14 protein-coding genes are annotated in these 21,535 nt (G+C 60.1%); 3 read left to right on the forward strand and 11 right to left on the reverse strand.

From position 1 onward, the window contains the following. Genes bcsB (SOM48_RS01010) through bcsR form a run of 4 tightly spaced genes read right to left on the reverse strand, consistent with a single transcriptional unit; the run spans nt 1 to nt 5,969 of the window. Entirely contained in the window at nt 1-2,397 is a 2,397-nt protein-coding gene (gene bcsB / locus SOM48_RS01010; protein WP_288879844.1) for a cellulose biosynthesis cyclic di-GMP-binding regulatory protein BcsB, read from the reverse strand. 25 nt (nt 2,398-2,422) lie between these two features. After that, nucleotides 2,423-5,026 (reverse strand): UDP-forming cellulose synthase catalytic subunit, encoded by a 2,604-nt coding sequence (bcsA, locus tag SOM48_RS01015; RefSeq protein ID WP_076769354.1) that lies wholly within the window; start codon nt 5,024-5,026, stop codon nt 2,423-2,425. Next, the gene (bcsQ, locus tag SOM48_RS01020) at nt 5,023-5,769 is read right to left on the reverse strand and encodes a cellulose biosynthesis protein BcsQ (RefSeq protein WP_054802681.1); all 747 of its coding nucleotides are present in this window, start codon (nt 5,767-5,769) and stop codon (nt 5,023-5,025) included. The genes bcsA (SOM48_RS01015) and bcsQ (SOM48_RS01020) overlap by 4 nt, the downstream gene beginning before the upstream one ends. An 11-nt stretch (nt 5,770-5,780) precedes the next feature. Then, nucleotides 5,781-5,969: a cellulose biosynthesis protein BcsR gene (gene bcsR, locus SOM48_RS01025; RefSeq protein ID WP_023482010.1), complete on the reverse strand. Its 189-nt coding sequence runs from the start codon at nt 5,967-5,969 to the stop codon at nt 5,781-5,783. A 172-nt stretch (nt 5,970-6,141) separates the two neighbouring features. On the opposite strand from bcsR, the gene bcsE reads away from it, so the two are divergent. From bcsE to bcsG, 3 genes are read left to right on the forward strand one after another with little or no spacing between them, the layout of a single operon-like run. Beyond that, a complete protein-coding gene (bcsE, locus tag SOM48_RS01030) occupies nt 6,142-7,701 on the forward strand; it encodes a cellulose biosynthesis c-di-GMP-binding protein BcsE (protein ID WP_320511246.1) in 1,560 nt (519 codons plus the stop codon). Then, entirely contained in the window at nt 7,698-7,898 is a 201-nt protein-coding gene (gene bcsF, locus SOM48_RS01035; RefSeq protein WP_054802682.1) for a cellulose biosynthesis protein BcsF, read from the forward strand. Before bcsE ends, bcsF begins: the two co-directional genes overlap by 4 nt. Next, nucleotides 7,888-9,567: a cellulose biosynthesis protein BcsG gene (gene bcsG / locus SOM48_RS01040; protein ID WP_139966503.1), complete on the forward strand. Its 1,680-nt coding sequence runs from the start codon at nt 7,888-7,890 to the stop codon at nt 9,565-9,567. Before bcsF ends, bcsG begins: the two co-directional genes overlap by 11 nt. A 216-nt stretch (nt 9,568-9,783) precedes the next feature. Here the strand turns inward: bcsG and SOM48_RS01045 are convergent, their stop codons facing one another. Genes SOM48_RS01045 through bcsO form a run of 7 tightly spaced genes read right to left on the reverse strand, consistent with a single transcriptional unit; the run spans nt 9,784 to nt 20,814 of the window. After that, nucleotides 9,784-10,779 (reverse strand): family 8 glycosyl hydrolase, encoded by a 996-nt coding sequence (locus SOM48_RS01045; protein WP_320511247.1) that lies wholly within the window; start codon nt 10,777-10,779, stop codon nt 9,784-9,786. An 8-nt stretch (nt 10,780-10,787) separates the two neighbouring features. Then, a complete protein-coding gene (gene bcsD / locus SOM48_RS01050) occupies nt 10,788-11,264 on the reverse strand; it encodes a cellulose biosynthesis protein BcsD (RefSeq protein WP_376749870.1) in 477 nt (158 codons plus the stop codon). Further along, nucleotides 11,261-15,223: a cellulose biosynthesis protein BcsC gene (locus SOM48_RS01055; protein WP_320511248.1), complete on the reverse strand. Its 3,963-nt coding sequence runs from the start codon at nt 15,221-15,223 to the stop codon at nt 11,261-11,263. The genes bcsD and SOM48_RS01055 overlap by 4 nt, the downstream gene beginning before the upstream one ends. After that, complete coding sequence (bcsB, locus tag SOM48_RS01060; RefSeq protein ID WP_320511249.1) at nt 15,220-17,475, reverse strand: cellulose biosynthesis cyclic di-GMP-binding regulatory protein BcsB; 2,256 nt, start codon at nt 17,473-17,475, stop codon at nt 15,220-15,222. Before bcsB (SOM48_RS01060) ends, SOM48_RS01055 begins: the two co-directional genes overlap by 4 nt. After that, nucleotides 17,472-19,577, reverse strand: coding sequence for a UDP-forming cellulose synthase catalytic subunit (gene bcsA / locus SOM48_RS01065; RefSeq protein WP_076769348.1), 2,106 nt, complete (start codon nt 19,575-19,577; stop codon nt 17,472-17,474). The genes bcsB (SOM48_RS01060) and bcsA (SOM48_RS01065) overlap by 4 nt, the downstream gene beginning before the upstream one ends. 14 nt (nt 19,578-19,591) lie before the next feature. Further along, nucleotides 19,592-20,395 carry a cellulose biosynthesis protein BcsQ gene (gene bcsQ, locus SOM48_RS01070; RefSeq protein ID WP_320511250.1) on the reverse strand — a complete coding sequence of 268 codons (804 nt, stop codon included), beginning with the start codon at nt 20,393-20,395 and terminating at the stop codon, nt 19,592-19,594. Then, nucleotides 20,386-20,814 (reverse strand): cellulose biosynthesis protein BcsO, encoded by a 429-nt coding sequence (gene bcsO / locus SOM48_RS01075; protein WP_320511251.1) that lies wholly within the window; start codon nt 20,812-20,814, stop codon nt 20,386-20,388. Before bcsO ends, bcsQ (SOM48_RS01070) begins: the two co-directional genes overlap by 10 nt. Nucleotides 20,815-21,535 lie beyond the last annotated feature (721 nt).

The raw sequence follows: 21,535 nt of genomic DNA on the forward strand, positions 1-21,535 counted from the left end.
TTACTCATGATCCGAAGGGTCAAGACGGCGGCGGCTGATGATACGCAGCAGACGCCACAGCACCCACGCCATCAACACCACGCAAACCGCAGCCAGCACCGCCAGCAGCACCGGATGGTTCGCCAGCGCATACCAGATGCGCTCAAACCACGGCAGGTGGCCAACGTAGTAAATATCGCCAACGCGCAGGCCATTTACCCCCGATTCACGGATCACCGTCACCGAGCCGTAGATCGCCGCGCGCTTGCCGCTGTCGTTAATCGCGCCATTCAGCAACTCATAACCCCGCGGGCTGTCGGCAAGCAGCGCCACCACGCTACGCTGGTCGTTGTACGGTGACTGGAAGCCGATAATCGCCGCCATCGGGCCATCAGAAGTAATGCCGGTTTGCGTATCGGCCTGGCGGTCGGCGGCATCCGGCACAATCGACGCGAATGGCGTCTGGCGCAGCGGGGTTTTCACCCAGCTCTGGGCGGCATTCACCAGCAGATCGATATGCTTATCATCTTTCAACTCAGGCGGAATGGCACCAATGATCATGATATCGGCGTCTTTATCCTTGATCTGGTTGCCATCGCTGGTTAACTGCACGTTAATTGCCGGGAAACCGGTCTGCGCGCCTACCGTGCCCAACGAGTCAAGCAGCGTGGAGACCTGTGCCGGCGTCGGCTGCGGCGGCGTCACAACGATGGTTTGCGACAGATCCGCCATGCGGCTGAACGGGAAGCCCGCATTGGCAAAGGCACGCAGATCCGGCATCGCGAGGAAGTGGTAATACTTCGAGAAGTCGATGGTGGAGTCATCGCCAATCACCACGCGGTTCGGCACCTGCTGGAAAGTAACGCAGTTATCAATCGTGCCACCCGGCATCGGGTTCATATACTGGAAATCGAAGCGCAGCTGGTTCACCGCGCCGAGTTTCAGCGCCGGAATGGAGACATCCGTTTTGCTGTCGAGCAGCCCTTGCAGCACCGGCAGACGCAGCAGCAGGTTGTTGCTCTCCTGGGTGCCGGTCAGGTTGAAGTATTGCAGGAACTGGTTATTCAGGCTGATATCCATCCGCGAGCCATCTTTGGTCGGCGGCGCGGTATAGCGATAGTTGAGGTTCATGTCGATGCCGGTGCTGCGCAGCAGATAGAGATCCGGCGGCAGGTTCAGCGACAGGTTGATGGACGATGGCTGCAGGCCGGTCGCCTGCAGCTGCTCTTCGTAGCCTTTCAGCTCGCCAAAGGTTACCGCGCGGTCGGTGCGCACCCAGTTTGGCGCATCGTAAGGCTGGCGCGCCAGCAGCGGTTTCACCTCATCCACCGTCACGCTCTCGCCGCGGAACAGTACATTGCCCTGGGCAATGCCTTTCGCCGCCTGCAGCAGGTCTTTATCGTCACGCCCGCTGATCACCAGCAGCTTCAGGTAAGGGTTGTTCGGGTGGTTGACCATCGAGATGGTCGGCCCCTTCGCCGGCGGCAAATCTTTAAGGAAATCAGGGCGCTTATCGTTGGTGGCGAAGATAATGGCGTTGCTCTCCGGCAGCGCATTATAGGAGACCGGGAAGGTCTGCCCGCGCCAGCCGGTGCGTGAACCGAACCACGAAGCGACAATCGCCGCCGCCTGCTGCTGCGTGATATCCGGCGCGCTGGCGAAAACCACCGGCAGCGTTAGCGGGCGGTTATCGCGCGGATCATAGAACGGGATCGGGAAGTGGGAGAGATCGTTTTTCACCGACAGCTTCTGGTAGGTGAGATCGAGCGAACTGCTGCGCCCGATATCGAGCCACAGCGTTGAGCTGGCCGGGTTTTCACACACGTCGCGATAGTGGCCGACAAACTCCAGCCGCACGCGGTTAAAGTCGGTGATAAACAGCGGGTTGATCGGCATCTGCGCCTGGGTTTTCTTACCCAGTTGCTCTTTGGTCACCGGCAGCACGCCCATCAGCTCATCGTTGAGATAGACCTTCAGCTGCGACTGCACCGGTAACAGCGACGGCGACGGCGTGTACTCAAGGTTGAGCACCGCATTCGATACCACTTCATCGCTACGCGTACCGAACTCAATCCCGCCATTCGGGTTGATACCGCGCAGCACCATGCTGCCCGGCGGCGGCGCGATCTCGGCGAAGGTGAGTTTCACATCACGTGACGGCGCATTGGCGGCCACCACGGGCGCATTCGCCCCCTGCACGCCAGGCATCACCTGGCCAATGACAGTCTGGCCTTCGGTCGGCATGGTTGGCGTAACGCTCTCCGTCTCTCCCGGCGCAGGCGTGACCACCGGTTGAGTCGCTGGCGCGACGGCGGGCACGCTCGGCGCGGGTTGCGCAGGCGCTGCGTGGGTCATCATTGGGGCCAGCGTGCTCATCCCCACTGCCACTGCACACATCCAGGATAATTTTCTTTTCATCGCGTATTCATCATTGTTAAGCCAATCACGTCATCGGTTGCTGCACGGCCACATTCCGTTCCGGGCGGCGCGGAATAAATGACACCACCCAGGACACCAGCGCGGTGAGCGAGCGGAAAATCACTTTGACGGACGATGGAGCAAATTCCGCGAGATGGCGGTAGCCGCGGAAACCCAGTTTTAAAATATCCAGCAGGCTCTCCAGAGGTTTATCCTCCGGGAAGCTGTCCTGCCACAGCGCCCAAGTATCGGCGCGGGCGAAGGTACACTGCACAAAATCGATATGCTGTTTGGTGGTCAGCGGCAGCAGTTGCAGACCCACTTCATTACCGTTGACGCGCGCTACGGTCGCCGGGAAGGCGTACTCCTGCTGGCCGCGTTTAAGCAACAGGCTCACCTTCTGCCCTTCCAGCACCTGCGCCTGGCCGTTGATCTTGATGCCCAGCCCACCGTCAGAGAAGTCTTGCACGGTACAGGAGAAGAGGTGCCCATCTTCACGGGCAATCGCCGCAGGCATGGTCATTTCCACGCGGTGCGCGCGGCGCACCTGTTTGCTCTCCACCGACACCGCCACCGCGCCGCCGAGGATCACCATGTTGTAGAAGACCCACGCGATACTGACGAAAACCGTGAGAATTTCATTTTCCGGGCCGTAGAAGTAGCGCCAGATGCCGACCGCCACGCCGAGCAGGTTGAGCAGCACGAGGAAGATATAGGGGCGCGAGATCACCCAGTCGACATACTCCTCTTCGACCAGCCCGCCTTTAGCGGTAACGTTGAACTTCCCTTTGTGCGGGTTAATCAGCGCCACCAACGTTGGCGGTGCGATATACCACGCCAGCACCGTTTCGTAGATCTCACTCCAGAAGGAGTGGCGGAACTTGCCCTGGATTTTTGAGTTAGTCAGGCTGGCGTGCACCATATGCGGCATCACAAAGAGCGCAATCATGATCGCCGGAGCATAGATGATGTAGGCATGCAGCAGCAGAAACGCCAGCGGCGCGGTCAGGAAGATAAGCCGCGGAATGCCCGACAGGAAGTGGAACATGGCGTTGACGTAGCAGAGCCGCTGGGCAAACTTCAGCCCTTTGCCCATCAATGGGTTATCGAGGCGGAAAATCTGCACCATGCCGCGCGCCCAGCGGATACGCTGCCCGATATGCGCCGAGAGGCTCTCGGTCGCCAGCCCCGCCGCCTGCGGAATACGCATATACGCGGAGGTGTTGCCAAGGCGGTGCAGGCGCAGCGAGGTGTGCGCATCTTCCGTTACCGTCTCAACCGCAATGCCGCCAATCTGATCCAGCGGCCCGCGGCGGATCACCGCACAGGAGCCGCAGAAGAAGGTGGCATCCCACATATCGTTGCCATCCTGCACCAGGCCGTAAAAGAGCGTGCCTTCGTTCGGCGTTTTACGAAAACGCCCGAGGTTGCGTTCAAACGGATCCGGCGAGAAGAAGTGGTGCGGGGTCTGCATCATCGCCAGCTTCTTCTCTTTCAGGAACCAGCCCATGGTCATCTGCAGGAAGGAGCGCGTCGGCACGTGGTCGCAGTCGAAGATCGACACGAACTCCCCCTTCGCATACTTGAGGGCATTGTTGATGTTGCCCGCTTTCGCATGCTCATGGCTGGTACGGGCGATGTACTCAACGCCGACCTGTTTGGCGAACTGGCGAAACTCTTCGCGGCCGCCATCATCCAGAATCCAGACCTTGAGCTTATCTTTCGGCCAGTCGATACCCAGCGAGGCGTAAATGGTGTTTTTCACCACGTTGAGATCTTCGTTGTAGGTCGGAACAAAAATATCGACCGACGGCCAGAGCGACATATCTTTCGGCAGCGGCACCGGCTGGCGGTTAAGGGGCCAGATCACCTGGAAGTAGCCGAGCACCAGCACAATCCACGCGTAGGTTTCAGCAAACAGCAGCACCAGGCCGCACACCAGGCTGACCGGGTCGTCCCAGTTGAGGGTCGAGGTGTAGCGCCACCAGATGTAGCGGCAGGAGACCGTCAGGGAGAGCACCACCAGCATCAGCACCGAGAAGCGCCCCGGAATACGCCGCACCAGCAGCGCCACACCCCACAGCAGAATCAAAAAGACGAATTGCGACAGCGGGTTAAAGGGCTGGGTAATACATAAAATGGCGAGCAGGAACGAGAAGACCACCACGGTGCCAAGAATAATGCGCCGCACTTTCGGGTTGATGTGCCCCAGCTCTTTTTTATTGTCGAGATGACCGGTGCGCTGTGTCATGCGCTCCGGCAGCGTTTCAAGGAAGTTATGCCAGCGCCCGCGCAGCACGCGAAGACGGGCAAAGTGCTGGCGACGCGGCGATCTTGGCGCGCCCAGCGGGAGCGTCACCATCAGCCACAGAGTTTGAATCAGGTAGCGCGCCGGGTCGAGCGGGCGCGGACGGTCGGGATCGATATGCGGAAACCAGTGGTTCTGCTGCGCACGAAGCTGCTGCCAGCGCGGGTGCTCCAGCGGGATAAACATCCAGGCGAGGATCGCCCAGAAACAGCCCAATGCGGCGCTAAAACGCGGTGCGCCATGGTCGCGATAATGCTGATAGCGCGCGTTCAACCGCGCGCCCACTGGCGGAATAAGCAGCCAGGTGGCAAGGCGAATCATGCCTCACTCCCCTGTACAGCAGGCGCGAAATGGAGCAGACACCAGTTGGCCAGCGTCAGGATCTCCTCTGCCGCCAGCGCATCGCTGCGGTACTCGCCGAGCGGCTGCTTCGAGGCCAGGCACTCTGCCATCGCCTCATCGCGGTGGATCACCATCGGCATCATGCGCGGCTGGCTTTGCAGCCACACCTGCCAGAGATCGTCCTGCAACTGGCTGCCAATGCGCAGATCGTTGATTAACAGATGCGCACCGGTGGGCAGAGGCTGCTGGTGCAGGCGCACATGGCAGTTGGTATCGGGTTTGATAATGGTAAAGAGATTGTCGCAGAGATCGATAAAGTGCCGCGCCAGCGGTGATACGCCGTGCGGCAGGTCAATCAGCACCCATTGATAGTGCTGCTGGGTTGTTAACCCTTTCAACGCGGAGGTCAGCTGTGCGGCCACGGCGTCAAGCTGCGCGGCATTCTCCCACTCGTTGGCAGCCAGACGGCCAAACGGCAGCAGGTCGAGCTGCGTGGTGTAGCGCATGCCGGCATCGCGCCACTCGTTGCCGTCCAGCAGCGACCGCGCCCAGCCGGTTGGGTTCTCATATTCGACATTAAATGAGAGGCGCAGAAGGTTATCCGGGCAGGCATCAATTACCAGCACCGACTCACCTAAGAGTTGCAGTGACCAGGCCAGAGCCGCGGTGATCGAGGTCGTCCCCACGCCACCACGGATCCCCTGTAGTCCCAAGATGGTCATCCACGGGTCCTTTATTGTTGACGGGCTAATTCAGCCAGCAGCGGCCAGCGCTTAATCGCGGCGGCAAGTTGTTCGCGCTGGGAAATATCGGCATAGTCGATTTCAGGCAGGGAAAATACCCGGCTAAGCACCAAAAAATCGTTCTGGAATGTGTAACCCAGAGTCGGGTCAGATTGCGTAACGGGTTCATTTTTTTTCATGTTGGCCCGATCCCAGTTGCATATAAAATGATGTAAGAAGTCACAAGGCATCGTGCCCAAGAAAATGCGTTTACATGCTAAATCTGATGTTCTTTAATTTCAATGTTAGGTTTATTTCTCGGCTTTCGCTAGTAAACTGAGTTACAGATAAATTCGCTGCAAGAGGGACACCGTGAACCCCATATTTTCTATCGGCATCCAATCATTATGGGACGAATTGCGTCACATGCCTGTGGGCGGGGTCTGGTGGCTAAATACCGACCGTGAACAGGACGCACTGAGCCTGCTTAATCAAACCCTTGCCGCGCAGGATAAAGCGGCGAAAGTTGCGGTAGCGGGCATGGGTCACGACCTGCAAAACCTCATTAAATTAGATAAAAATCACGGCCCGGAAAAAATCGAGCTGTTCTCCATGCCAAAAGAGGAGAATAGTCTATACTTTTTCACCCGCGATTTGCTCAGCTCTATTGACCCGGACAAATATTTAGTGTTTCTGCTCTGTGCGAATAATGCCTGGCAGAATATTCCCGCTCCTAAATTACGCAAATGGTTAGAAAAAACTCACGCCTGGGCGAAATATAATAACTGCACCCTGGTGTTAATTAACCCCGGCAGCAACAATGACAAGCAATCTTCGATTCTAATGAGTGAATATCGCTCGCTTTTTGGTCTGGCGAGCCTGCGTTATCAAAATGGCATTCCGCTATATGATGTAGCGTGGTGGTGTAATGAAAAAGGCATTAGCGCCCGTCAGCAATTACTGCTCACCGAAGTTGAAGGGCAGTGGCAATTAGCCAAACAGGAAGAGGCCTCCGTTCAGCCACGCAGCGATGAAAAACGGGTTTTAAGTAATGTTGCCGTGCTGGAGGGCGCACCGCCGCTCTCGGAACACTGGTCCGTGTTTGCCACCAACGAGGCGCTGTTTGAAGAGGCGCGTGCCAGCCAGGCAGCGACGCTGATTTTCGTCCTCGCGCAGAATAGCCAAATCGACGGCCTCGCGCGCCAGATCCACACCCTGCGCCGTCAGCGCGGCAACAATCTCAAAATTATCGTGCGTGAAACCATCGCCAGCCTGCGCGCCACCGATGAGCGCCTGCTGCTCGGCTGCGGTGCGAATATGGTGATCCCGTGGAACGCGCCGCTGTCGCGCTGCTTAACGCTGATTGAGAGCGTACAGGGTCAGCAGTTTACGCGGCTGGTGCCAGAAGATATCTCCACCCTGCTGTCGATGACACAGCCGCTGAAGCTGCGCGGCTTCCAGCCGTGGGAGGTGTTTTGCGATGCGGTGAGCAATATGGTCAACAACACGTTGCTGCCGCCCGATGGCAAAGGGGTGCTGGTGGCGCTGCGTCCGGTGCCGGGCATCCGCGTTGAGCAGGCGCTAACGCTCTGTCGACCAAACCGTGTCGGCGATATTGTCAGCATGAGCGACAACCGGCTGGTGCTCTTCCTATCTTTCTGCCGGGTGAACGATCTCGATACCGCGCTGAACCACATCTTCCCGCTGCCGACGGGCGATATCTTCTCTAACCGCATGGTGTGGTTCGAAGATAACCAGATTGCCGCCGAAGTGGTGCAGATGCGCGCCCTGCCGCCGGAGCGCGCCTCAAAGCCGCTGCCCGCCACCCGTCAGGAGAAGAAGTTGATTAATGCCGAACACGATGGCACCAGCTGGCGTCGTATCCCCCAACCGCACCGGTTATTAAGCGATGTGACGGAGCCCTCCTCATGATGTCAATCAGCGATATTATTCAGCTTATCGTGCTTTGCGCGCTGATCTTCTTTCCGCTGGGCTACCTTGCGCGCCACTGGCAGCGCCCGTTACGTACCGCGCTCCGTTTAACTTTTACTAAACCCCGCTATGTAAAACCGATTGGCGTTTTACGCAGGGATTCGCACGCCAAGGCAGACCGTAAACATGACAAATAATACGATCCCCTCTTCTGCGCCATCGCCGCTGTGGCAATACTGGCGCGGCCTTTCCGGCTGGAACTTCTACTTCCTGGTGAAGTTTGGCCTGCTGTGGGCCGGCTACCTTAATTTCCACCCGATGCTGAACCTGGTGTTTATGGCCTTTCTGCTGGTGCCGCTGCCGCGCCTGAGCCTGCATCGCCTGCGCCACTGGGTGGCAATCCCGCTCGGCTTTGCGCTCTTCTGGCATGACACCTGGCTGCCGGGGCTTGAAAGTATGATGAGCCAGGGCACGCAGGTGGCGGGCTTTAGCGCCGATTATCTGCTCGACCTGGTAACGCGCTTTATCAACTGGCAGATGATTGGCGCAGTGTTTGTGCTGCTGGTGGCGTGGCTCTTCTTGTCGCAGTGGATTCGCGTCACGGTGTTCGTGGTGGCGATCATGATCTGGCTGAACGTGCTGACCTTAACCGGCCCGGCCTTTAATCTGTGGCCCGGCGGCCAGCCGACTACCACGGTCACCACCACCGGCGGTTCGCAGGCGGCAACGGTTGCCGCTGCGGGCAATACGCCGGTAGTCGGTGATATTCCGGCGCAAACGGCCCCGCCGACCTCGGAAAACCTCAACGCGTGGCTCGCCAGCTTCTATGCGGCGGAAGAGAAGCGTCAAACCACCTTCCCGACGCAGCTGCCCGCCGATGCGCAGCCGTTCGATCTGCTGTTTATTAATATCTGCTCCCTGTCATGGGCCGATATTGAAGCCGCCGGTCTGGCGTCGCACCCGCTCTGGTCGCACTTCGATATTGAGTTTAAAAACTTTAACTCGGCAACGGCCTACAGCGGCCCGGCGGCAATCCGTCTGCTACGTGCCAGCTGCGGTCAGCCATCGCACAAGAATCTCTATCAGCAGGCGAATAATCAGTGTTATCTCTTTGATAACCTGTCGAAACTTGGCTTTACCCAGCAGCTGATGATGGATCATAACGGCGAGTTTGGCGGCTTCCTGAAAGAGGTGCGCGACAATGGCGGCATGCAGGCGCCGCTGATGAACCAGGCGGGTCTGCCGCCGACGCTGCTCTCCTTTGACGGCTCGCCGATTTTTGACGATACCGCGGTGCTTAACCGCTGGATGGAATCAGACAGCTTCAAGCAGGGCAAACCGACCGCCACCTTCTATAACCTTCTGCCGCTGCACGATGGCAACCACTATCCGGGCGATCGCAAAACGGCGGATTACAAACTGCGGGCGCAGAAGCTGTTTGATGAGCTGGATGCCTTCTTTACGCAGCTTGATAAGTCCGGGCGCAAAGTGATGGTGGTGCTGGTGCCGGAGCACGGCGCGGCGTTGCAGGGGGATAAGATGCAGGTTTCCGGCCTGCGCGATATTCCAAGCCCGTCGATTACCAACGTGCCGACGGCGATTAAGTTCTTCGGCATGAAAGCGCCGCATCAGGGCGCGCCGCTGGTGATTAACCAGCCGAGCAGCTTCCTGGCGGTGTCGGAGATTGTTACCCGCGTGTTGGATGGCAAAATCTTCACCGAGGAGAGCGTCGACTGGGATAAGTTGATTGGCAATCTGCCGCAAACCGCGCCAGTATCTGAGAACGCCAACGCGGTGGTGATCCAGTACCAGAACAAACCGTACGTGCGGCTTAACGGCGGCGACTGGGTGCCCTATCCGCAGTAACACCCTTGCCTGATGGCGCTGCGCTTATCAGGCCTACGAAAACCGCTCCGGTGGTATTTGCAGGCCCGGTAAGGCGCAGCCGCCCCGCCCATTGATACCGCACACGTAGGCCGGGTAAGGCAAAGCCGCCACCCGGCATCATGCACCGCCCATCCAGACCGCACATTACGTAGGCCGGGTAAGGCAAAGCCGCCACCCGGCATCAGACCGCAGTTGTTAACGCTGCTGCGCCAGCCAGACCAGCATCTTCAGGCTGGCGGAATAATAATCATCCTGGGCGGTAATCTGCGGCTCACCCGTCGGCTCGCCAACGGTTAAATCCCGCACCGCCAGCAGCCCCTCGTTCATGTTGTAAGGCGCATTCTCGTTGTTGGTCACATTGACCCACGCCGGCGTTTTGCTGCGTTCAAACCCCTGCCACCAGCTACGCCACGGCGTTAACAATGGGCTCTGCGGATTGTGCCAGGCGATGTAGAGCGGCACGCGAATGGCGTCATAACTCATACGCGGCGGCCACTCCGTTGCCGGACTAAAAGTACCGTCCGCCGAGAGCGACACCCAGTCGGTCGGCAGGCGCGGTTTACCAAAGGCCATCTTACCCACCATTTTTTGCCCGTCATCAATCAGCTGCTGCCAGATCACCCGGTGGCTGCGGTTGGTGAAATCCTGCCACGCCGGGAAGATAAAGTAGGAGGGGTTCAGCGTCACGCGGCTGTTGAGATTAAAGCCTTTCGCCCCCGGCAACATTACGTGATAGCCAGCAAAGGTGGTCACAGTATGTTTCAGCACCGCCTGGGTAATGGCGTCCGACGCGGCGGTATACGCGGGCAGATTCCAGCGCTCACCCGCCTTCAGCAACGCCCAGGCGATAAGGATATCGCCGTCGGTGGCATCGTTTTTATCGGCAATCGGATCGGCCTCCACCGGGTTATAGCGCCAGTAAAAGAGGCCGTTTTGCTTGTTTTGCAGCGTGGTATGCGTCCAGTGCCACATGCTGTCGAACGCCGCTTTATCGTTATTGCCGACCGCCATCAGCATGGCGAAACCCTGCCCTTCGGTGTGGGAGACGTTGTTATTGCCGGTATCGACAATCCGCCCGTCGGGCATTAAAAAGCGCGCTTTGTAGCTCTCCCAGGCGGTCGCGGCCTGCGACACGGTGGAAAAGAGCAGGCTGGTTAACATCACCATCGCGGCAAAGAGGGGTTTAAACATAGCGAGTCTCACTCTGGGTTGGCGTAGCGAAAGAGAACATCCGAGACAGAATAGAGCGCTTCCCGGCTAAACACGAGGCGCGCATCGCCGCCCTGATCCTGCATCCAGCGGCCGTAAAGCCCTTCAAGCACGGCGCAAAAGGCGTGACACCAGCGCGTCTGCTGCGCCTCATCGCGGGCGACGGGCAGCGCGCGGTGGCGAAAAGTCATCCCGCTGTCGCTGGCCTCAATATCAATCACGCCCCAGTTGAAGGCGGCAAGCCTGGCGTTGATCGCCGCTTCCAGCTCACCAACGGTAGTTGATGCCATAAGCGGCGTCTGCGCGGCCAGTGTCTCGCCCATTTGGCGCAAAAACGGCAGGCTCTGCGCTTCGCCGACGTTTCTCGCCATGCCATCGACCATCACGCTAAGCAGATCAAACCAGCCCGGCGGCGTCTGCTGTTGCTGATGCCAGGCCAGTTCAGGGGACAGGTTGGTGGTCATTATTTCTCTCCCAACATATACCGCAGCCAGAGGCCTGCGGTGCTTTCGTTATAACTGCCGAAGGTGTCGTACCCGACGTTGCCGCCCACCGACATATTTTTGTTCACGTTGTAATCCAGCCCGGCGCGGAAGTTGTAGCCGATGCCGTTTTGCGACGAGCCACGATACTGCGCCTCTTTGATAAAGCCGAGCGCCGCCAGTTGCTCCAGCATCCCCTGCGCCTGCGGAGAGGTCGGGAAGTAGTCGCTCTTATCCTGGGTGTAGGATTGATACCCCACCGCCCCGCCAAGGCGCACTCTCCAGTTATCGATCTTCTGCGTGAAGTCCACCGGCAGCGAGACACTGACGTAGTTCTGCGGGCTGAAGTAACCGCCCTGGCCGAAGGTGAAGTAGCTGAGGTTTTTCGCGTAATCCATCCAGCTAATGCTCAGCCCGGTCTGTAGCTGGCGGAAATCATCATGCCACGGGCGTAAATAGACCCCGGCGTTAGCGTTAAGGCTGCTGTTGCTGGCCACGTTTTCGCCGAGATAGCTGTAGCCACCGCCGCCGACGTAGAACCCGGCATCGCCATCATCGTAGCTCAGCTGCGCGCTACCGCCGTTTTTGGTCACCCGTCCCCAGCGCTCGCCAGAGAACTTATCCTGCAAGCCGACGTAGGAGAGCAGGCTGTCGGTCACCGCGCGGCGTTCGCCGGTAAGGATCAGCGTCAGGTAGTTGGTCAGCTTCGGCGACCACTTCACGCCGCCCACCAGCGTGCTGAGATCTTCCCCCAGCGGCGTGGTGCCGATATCGAACTTATAGCCCTCGCCGCTCAGCGCCATGTTCAGCTCAACGCCGTTGCCGTTCTGCGCATCGGTCGAGGCGCGGATCGGATCGTTATAGTTTTTCTTGTAGGTCGACTCGCTCAGGCTCTGTAAACGGCTTGAGCCGAGTAGCGTGCTGAGGTTGTCGAAACCCTCTGCGGTAAAGGGCGATAGTTTCCCGGCGTCGGCGTAACGGGCAAGGTCGGTGAACTTATCGCTGCCGTCGGTAGCGATTGAACTGTTCGCCGTTTTAATGGAAGTCGCCAGATTGGTCGCCGCATCCGCCAGCGGGTTACTGCCGTAGCGCCGCCAGGCATCGCCCGACGCACTGCCGGAACTGAGGGAAACCGGCGTGGCGGTCAACTCAAAGCGCGACTCGCCAAACGGCGAACTGGACCAGGTAAGCGGCGCTTTCGCCTCCGTCAGCTTGCTGGTGCCCGTCTCGCCATCGCGCCCGCGGATCGCCACCCCGCCCTGCAACCACATGCCGGTTTTCTCGTTCATCTGCTGCATCATCTCGTCCACCTGGCGCAGGGTGCGGCTTTGCGTGGTCTCGATCGGCAGATCGGTTCGTGCGGTACCCGGCAGTTGGCTACCCGGCTCGCGCGCCGTCTGCGCCACCTGCCACGGCATAGCTTGCCCGTAAGGGAACGGCGTTTTACTGGTGGTGGTGAAGGGGTTATCCGCCAGCAGTACACCGCCGAGGGTTGGCGTGCCGGTGCCGCTGCTCTCCTCCAGCCCGACCAGCTTGCCGCGCGCGCTGCGTAAATAGGTCATCGCCTGCTGGTGGTTGCCTTTCGCCTCCTCCAGCCGCGCCAGTAACAGCAGGCGGTCCGGCGAGCTGTCGCTGCGCAGGCCGCTGGCGAGGGTTTGCGCCTTATCGACGTTGTTCTCTGCCAGCGCGACATCAATCGCGCCGACGCGTGCCGCCTGATCGTCGCTGTCGCGGGTCATCAGGTAGTCATAGAGCACGCCCGCCTCTTTGTTCATCTTGCCGGACTGGTACAGGCGCCCCATCGCGAACATCAAATCGGTGTTCTGCGGGTCGTTTTGCAACGCGCGGATCAGCGTGTCGTACGCCGCGGCGTAGTTCCCCTGCTCGCGCAGCCTGTCGGCCTCGTTGATGACATAGCCGTTGCGTACCCCGGCAAGCTGCGCTGGCGTGCTGCGCGCCTGCATCTCGGGGCTTTCGACAAACGTCTGCGCTTCGGCGTTCAGTCCCGCCTGGTTGAGCACGGCAATCTGATCGGCATAATCCCCGGCGTTACCCTGCACGCCCTGGCGCATATTGCCGCGCACCAGCGCCACTGCAGAAGTAAGATCGCCGCTGCGCGCCAGCATGCGCGCCAGTTTCCCGGCATCGACGGGGCTGGCGGGCGAGGTTTGCGCCAGCGCTTTCAGGGTGTTGGCGGCAGCGGTCATATTGCCCTGCGCCAGATAGCGCTCGGCGGTGACCATCTGTAAGTTGTAGTTGGCCCGCTGCGCCAGCTCGCGCATCTGCGTCGTCTGGCTGGCTGGCGAAATGCGCCCCAGCAATGCGCTGGCCTGCTGCCAGCCGCCCTGCTCACTGGCAAACAGCGCAGCGGCATAGAGCGCGCTGGCCCCTGCCCCCTGACGCTGCGCGGGCAGCATCACATTCGCCGCCTCGTTATCCTGCCCGGCCTGCACCAGCAGACGCGCCAGATCGAGACGCAGCCAGCCATCATCCGGTAAGCGCGCCACGCCCTGGCGCAGCACGGCAATCGCCTGCTCGCGGTTGCCGCTGGCCGCCAGCTGTTGCGCTTCGCGGCGCAGCGGATCGCCAGGCGTGCCGCTTACCGTGCGCGGTTGTAGCTTCGCCTGTAGCGCGGCGGGCAAGGTGCGCAGAATAGTTTGCGCCTCGGCGGTTTTGTTCTGCTCCCGTAACACGTAGTAGAGGTTTTCCCGCGCCGGAGCGTTTTGCGGCTCGCTATTCAGCACGCCGCGCAGCGCCTGCTCCGCCTGCGGGTAATCTTTGTTCTGGCGCAGGACATCGGCACGAAACAGCTTCGCCGCCGTGCCGCGATCGCCGTTCTGCTCTGCCAGCGGCGCGGAGATCGCCAGCGCCTGGCTGAGGTTCCCCTCTTTCAGCGCCTGCTGCGCCTGCGCCAGCTGGCCATAAAAGGCGGCATCTTCCGCCTGCGCCCGGCGCTCGTCAGAAGCGTCGACGCCCTGGCTTGCCGCCCGGCTCAGGTACTGCGCCGCCGCCTGGTAATCACCGTTGCGCTGGGCGATATAGCCCATGCCCGCCAGCGCGTCGGCATCCTGCGGGTTGGTTTGCAGCACCTGGGCAAACTGGCGCTTCGCCGCGCTGCTGTCGCCGCTGTTCAGCGCCTCAAAGCCTGCGCCTTTCGCCCGCCCGCCGATACTTTTGCGATACCAGGCCTGCATTTCGCTGTCGTCCGGGTGGCGCTGCAACCAGGTGTCATAAAAACGCTCATCACCCGCCTGCGGCGCGAGCCATAACAGCGCCTGACGCAGCCCCTCATCGGCCTCTTTGCTGCCGCCTGCCATCGGCTCCAGCGCCAGCATCCCTTCGCGGCGCGTCGCCTCCTGCCAGGTGAGCAGTTTGCCGAGCGCAATGCGCGCGGCGTTATCCTGCGGATGTTGCTCAACCAACGCGCGCAGCTGCGCCAGCGCCTGCGGGTAGAGGCTTTTGTCGCTCGCCATGGTGAGGTAATACTCCGGCGCCAGGCTCTGCGGCGGCGTATCGCCGTTAAATAGGCCGTGCCAGGTCTCCAGCGCCGCCGGAATATTGCCGCTGCGCGCCTGCTGCCGCGCGAGGGTTAGCTGCCCCTGCGGCACCTGCGCCAGCGCGTTGGCGTTATCGAGTGCTTGCAGGCTGCCATCGGCCGGGGCGGTTTGCACCAGCCGCGCGCGCCACTGCGCAGCGCTTTTCAGATCGCCATTTTGCTGCGCCCACAGCGCCAGTAAGTAGAGCGCCTGGGTGTTGTTGGCATCGACCATCAACACCTTTTGCAGCGACGCCGTCGCCAGATCGTCATGGGATTTTTCATGCCAGTAGTTGGCCTGATCAAACAGCGCTTTTAACGCCGCCGGGTTAGACGCGGCCTGCGCCTGGCCGAGCGCCGCGAAGCTGAGCGCGCCGGAGAGGCAAAATAACGCGGTGATCTTTTTCATTTCTGCTTCTCAGGGTTGAGTCGTTTACGCTCGCGCTGTTTCAGGGTGCGGTAGAGCAGCCCACCCACCAGCGCGCCCAGCAGCAGGCCAAGCAGCGCCAGCAGCGCCGAGTGCTGGTTGGCATACCAGATAATCATCATCTGCGGTGGCATCTCGCCGCTCGGGAACTGCTCGCCGACGCGGAAACTGCGCACGCCGTTCTCATCGGTGATGATCGCCGCATCGCCGCGAATCCCGGCGTTGATGGTCGCCGAGGAGAGATCGTCATGCAGTTGCGCCAGCTGGGCGTCACTGCTGCCGAGCGCCAGCACCACCAGCCGTTTGCTGCTCCACGGCGAACGGAAGCTGACAAAACCGCGCCACGCTTCGTTGGAAGAAAAATAGCGATCCGCCTCCAGCCCTTCGGCGGCCCAGTCGCCGGTCATCCAGCGCTGCGCCTTCTGCCATGCGCTGGGTTTACGCACGCCGAGCGTGCTGTCATGGGCGGTGAAAGGTGAGTCAGCGAGCAGCGCACGGTTAAACTCATGCTGATCCATGCCGCTGATCACCAGCACATCGCGCTTCTCCAGCAGCTCACGTGACTCGCCGCCGGACGGCATGCCAAGCAGCACGCGGTTATGGGTTAATGCCGTGCCGGTGGCGTTACCGGCGCGCGCCGCCATATCCAGCAGCGTTGCGAGTTGCGTTTCGCTCGGCGCGGGCGGCAGCATCAGCACCGTTTCGGCGTAATCCGCCAGCCGGGTGAAGGGGAAGGAGGCGCCGACGAAGTAGGAGAGATTGGGCAGCAGCGCGAAGTGGCGCGTATGGCTGAGATCGATCCACGAATGCTCGTCAATGCGGCTCTTGATGTTGTTGTTCAGCAAGGTGCTGCACGGCGCATCCGTCTTCGGCACGATATTGAAGTAGAGGGAGAGCTGGTTGTCGCCATAGATCATGTAAGGCTCAAGCGGCATATCAAACTGCTCCTGGCGGGCATCGCCACCGAGCTTGTGCCACAGCTTCTCCAGCGCGCCCTGCTTGTTCACCGGCAGGTTGTGCAGGAAGGTGTTGTTGAGCGTCATGCTTAGCCACGAGCGCTCTTCATCGATCCAGTTCTCGGTCGGGAAGCGGTAACCGATATGCAGCGGAATGGTCTCGCCATCCCACAAAAAGAGATCCGGCGCGGCGCGAAACGCAACCTGTAACGACGGGTGCCAGATGCCGGTGGCGGTCAAACTTTGATCCTTGCGGATCAGTTCCGAGAGCATTACCGGACGATCGGTGGCGATCCAGCGCGGCGCATCATAGGGTTGGCTCAGCGGCAGCGTCTGCGCGGCGACTTCTGTGGCAGCCGTTTGCGCATTGAACTCGCCGCGCGTCAGCCGCCAGGCCGCCGCCCGCAGCGCTTCATCATCTTTGCCCACCACCAGCAGCAGCTTATAGACTGGGTTAGCCGGGTTATCGATGATCTTCAGCAACGGCTGTTGGCTCTGCGGCAGCATCAGGCCGCCGATCTGCTCACCTGGGTGACCAATCAGAATGCCGTTCTTCTCCGGCAGCCTGTCGTGGTACGCAGCAAAGGCGACGCCGCGATAATCGGCCTGAATGCCTAACCATGAGGCAATCAGCGCTCCGGCGCTAAGGGCATCAGGACTCAGTTTCGCCGAAAAAGCGATGGCGATGGCGGCAGGCGTCATCTGCATGCTGTCGAAAAAGGGGCGCGGGAAGTGGCTGAGATCGGCACCAATATCAAGCTGCTGCCCCTCCAGCTCAAAGCGCGAGTCCGGCAGAATAGTCACATACCTTTTGGTGTCGGCATCGCGCTGGCACTGCGCGGCGTCACCGCCGTTGATTTTGAAGCTGAGGTTATTGCTCGAGACCATCAGCGCCGCCGGCACATCGAGCTGATAGCGGGCGGCATCGCCTTCGACGGCGCTCAGCGGCACGGTGCCGAGCGGTTGCCCGTTGAGCATCAGTTGCAGCGTGGCGTTCGCCGCCGCCAGCGCCGGGGAGATTTTCAGGTTCAGCGCCAGCCGCGCGTTAGTGACTACCTGATCGACTGGCAGGGTGAAATCGACGCCGCCCTGGAACTGGCCGCCGCTGAGCGTCAGGCCCTGCGGCTGGCCCATCTGCGCCAGCGACACGCTCTCGACGCGCGAGGGAGCAAAGGCGGAAACTGCGGGTAGCAGCGCATCAACGGGCGTCGGCTCGCTGTGCAGCGGCGCGGTGACCAGCGCGCTGGCCAGCAGGGTTAATAAGGTGAGACGTTTCATACCCGGCCCTCCTCCTGCGCTTTTTCGCCGCGTAGGCGGCGGTTTTCACGTCGCGAACGCCAGGTGAGCCAGAAGAGGTCAAAGACACAGCGCACAATGGTCAACATCGAGCGGAACGGGTTGTCCTGCGGTTTCGGCGGGTGGATCCACGCATCGGCACGCGCCAGCACCACGCGCACCAGTTCGCGGCGGCGCGCCAGCGGAATATCATTGAACATCAAGCGGATGGCGCTCTCATCGCTGGCGACGGTCTGTACCGGCAGGGCAATCGCCCCGGAGTGCAGCAGCAGTTCGATCTCCTCGATCTCATCCTTTAAGTGACGATCGTCCGGCGCGACAATGCGGCAGCCGCCCATCGACAGATCCGCCGTCTGGCTGCGGGAGACAATGCCGCTGGCGTAGTGGATCAGCACCGGGATTTCGACCTCAATGCGGATGGTTTTACGGGTTTGCCGCGTTTCGCGCGCCACCGCAATCGCCGCCAGCAGGAAGATGAGGCTGTATAACCCCCAGCCAACGTTAAGGGCAATCACGCGCGGATCGACGCCGAAGTAGTCGTGGGCGCAGGCGCGGACAATCCCGGCAATCACCCCAGCGCCAAGCAGCAGGGCGATAATCAAGTGCGGGCGCACCACGCTGAAGTCGAAGTAGCCGACGTTAAGCAGCCCGCCCTTGTCGGTGACGTTGAATTTGCCACGCTTCGGAAACAGCATGGTGACCGCCGTCGGCAGCACAATGTGGAAGGCGAGCACCAGGTCGTAAATCTCGCCCCAGAAGCTGTAGCGAAAGCGCCCATTCAGCCGCGAGTTAACATAGACCGCGAGAAAGAGGTGCGGCAGCGCGTAGGCGAAAATCAGGCTCGCCGAGGAGTGAATGATGTTGAGGTTAAAGAGCAAGTAGGCCAGCGGCGCGGTTAAGAAGGCGATGCGCGGCAGGGCAAACTGGTAATAGAGCATCGCGCTCAGGTAGCAGAGCCGCTGTTGCAGTGTCAGCCCGCGCCCGAGCAGCGGGTTATCGAGACGGAAGATCTGCGTCATGCCGCGCGCCCAGCGGGTACGCTGAATAACATGCAGCACCAGCCGCTCCGTCGCCAGCCCCGCTGCCAGCGGGATATCAATAAACGCCGAGCCCCAGCCGAGACGCTGCAACTTCAGCGCGGTGTGGGCATCTTCGGTCACAGTTTCGACCGCAAAGCCGCCAATCTGATCGAGCGCGCTGCGGCGAATCACGGCGCAGGAGCCGCAAAAAAAGGTGGCGTTCCAGTTGTCATTCCCCTGCTGGATTGGGCCATAGAAGAGTGCCCCTTCGTTGGGAATATTGCGCCCGACCGACAGATTACGCTCGAACGGATCCGGCGAGTAGAAGTAGTGCGGCGTCTGCACCAGCGCCAGTTTCGGATCTTGCAGGAAACCGCCGACGGTGGCCTGTAAAAAGATGCGCGTCGCCACGTGGTCGCAGTCAAAAACACAAATTAACTCGCCGTGGGTCAGCTTCATCGCATGGTTGAGGTTGCCCGCTTTCGCATGGGCATTGTCATTGCGCGTGATGTAGCCGACGCCGACATCGGCGGCAAACACCGCGAACTCGCTGCGTTTACCATCGTCGAGTAGGTAGATCTTCAGTTTGTCACGCGGGTAGTCGAGGCACTGCGCCGCCAGCACCGTGTCGCGCACCACCTCCAGCGGCTCGTTATAGGAGGGGATATAGACATCGACCGTTGGCCACAGGCTGGTGTCATCCGGCAGCGGTACAATGTCGCGCTTCAGCGGCCAGGCGGTTTGCAGGTAACTGAGCAGCAGCATCACCCAGACATAGACTTCGGCCAGAAACAGCCCCATGCCGAGCAGCGTTTCGATTTCCGAGTTGAAGTGCAGCGTCTGGGTCAGGCGAAAGTACATGTAGCGGGTGGAGAGCAGCACCGACATCGCCACCATCACCAGCGAGACGCTGCGCTTTTTACTGATCGTCCCGGCAATAAACAGCGCGCCGATGCTGATGAGACCAAAAATGTACTGCTTCTGGCTGTCCATCGGCGTGATGATCACCAACAGGGCGAGCGGCAGCATAACCAGCGCCAGCAGGAGAGAGAGGATTTTTTTCATAGTTGTCCTGACGCTTAAAGCCCCGACATGCGCGGCGAGCTGTGCAGCGTGCCGTCGCCGATGTTGACGCCCAGCATGCCAGCGGCGCGTTTGGCGATAAGCTCAATATCAAATGCCGCAGCCGAAGCCGGGCTGAAGTCGAACACCGACTGCTGTGAAGCGTTGGCTTCCACCACGCTTTCGTCGCGGTGCAGCACGCCGAGCAACTGGTTGCCGAGGCGCTGCTCCATAAATGCGGTGACATCACGGCTGATCTGGCGGCGATTATCGCTCTGGTTGAGCACCACAAAGTGGCCCGCTTTCTGGTTCAGCACATCTCCGGTGAGGCGGTGGTTTTCAATCTGCGGCAGCAGTGAGAGCGAGGCGCTATCCGCCAGCAACGGAATAAGGTGCAGATCCGCCTGGCGCGACAGGGCGGTTAACGCCGCCGAGGGGCCTGTCGGGAAGTCGGCGACAATAATCAGCCCCGGGTAGTTAAGCAGCGTGTTCAGCCCACGGGTGAGGAAGTGTTCGTCATGGGTGAGGCGCTCTTCAAAGTCGCGGCGCTGCGCGTCGGTGGCGTCGCCATAGGGCAGGACAAAAATATTGCAGCCAGCGGTGAGGACAAACTGGCTCCAGTCGGAGGCATCCGCAGCGCGGGCGACATAGCCGCGTGTGTCGGAGAGCGGCACGCCGAAGTGCAGGCGCAGGCTGTTTTGCACGTCGAAATCGAGCGCCAGCACTTTGCTGCCGTTGCGGGCCAGCGCATAGGCGAGGTTCGCCGCGAGGGTCGTTTTCCCTGTCCCGCCTTTCGGCGAGCAGACACAAATCAGCGGCATGCGGCAATCCTTTCTAGCAACGGTTGTAGAGGCTGGTTCTTCTGGCTGCGCGGTTTGGTCTGCGCGGGTTTCGCGGCAAACAGCTGCTCATAATGAATGCTGACGTCACGCTGCGGCGGCGCAGCCGGGCGCTGTGCTGGCGCGCTTTCGGGTGGGCTGGCGATGGCGGTGTCGCGGATTGGCGGGGGCATCATTTGTGCTTCTGCAGCGAAGCGCTCGATATCAACAGGTTGTGGAACAGAAGAGGCCACATGCCCGCCCAGCGCCAGCCCGGCATTTTCATCGGCGGGCGCGAGCTGGTTGAGGATCGCCCAGTTACCCTGGTCGGCGGCAAGGGATTGGGTAGAGAGGTCTTTGAAGGCGTGATGCTGTTTGCCGCTCTTCTCCCTGAATCTCTGCAAATCATCATAATGCTTCATGGTTAAATCCGTGATTTACGCAATAAACGAATACTCCCCACCAGCAGGAGAGGCTCTTCTGCCACGCGTAGGGTGATGAATGTGTTTTTATTGGCGGTACTGTTTATGAGGGTACAGGTGAATGAAACGGCGATGACCTGCGGCCTGCGGTTGCGCTATTAATTTTAGTGGTGCTAATTCGCGCTTTAACTGGCACTAAATATATAAACAATGCTGCTGTTTGCATCTTTTTTTTTAAGCGCGAAGAGGGGCGACAGGGTTAATCTCTGCCAATAAATAGACGGGCGATATTTATACGAACACCAAAGGTAAATAAAATTATTTAAACAGCGGTTAGGCGCGAGAAAAGAGCATAAACAGAATAATGCAGCACGAAGAGCTTCTGAAACCGCGTAGGCCTGATAAGCGAAGCGCCATCAGGCATTTTCTCCGCCGCACCATTGCCGGATGGCGGCTGCGCCTTATCCGGCCTACAAAAACGCGACAACCCGCATCACATCCCCGGAATTGATTGCCGGATGGCGGCTGCGCCTTATCCGGCCTACAAAAACGAGCCTACAGCGACACTGACTTTGTTTTTATCTGCAATATGACAGCGAGGGGGTTGTGTCCCCGCTGAAATCGGCGAACCGAAGCGGGAATGGCAAGGTCTGGACGCCATGGATGGCGGACAGAGGCGAACCGAGCCAGGGACAAAATTGCCGGGAGCAATTTTGAACAG

Origin of the sequence: Kosakonia sp. CFBP8986 (assembly GCF_034044935.1) — a bacterium.
Lineage (GTDB): Bacteria > Pseudomonadota > Gammaproteobacteria > Enterobacterales > Enterobacteriaceae > Kosakonia > Kosakonia cowanii.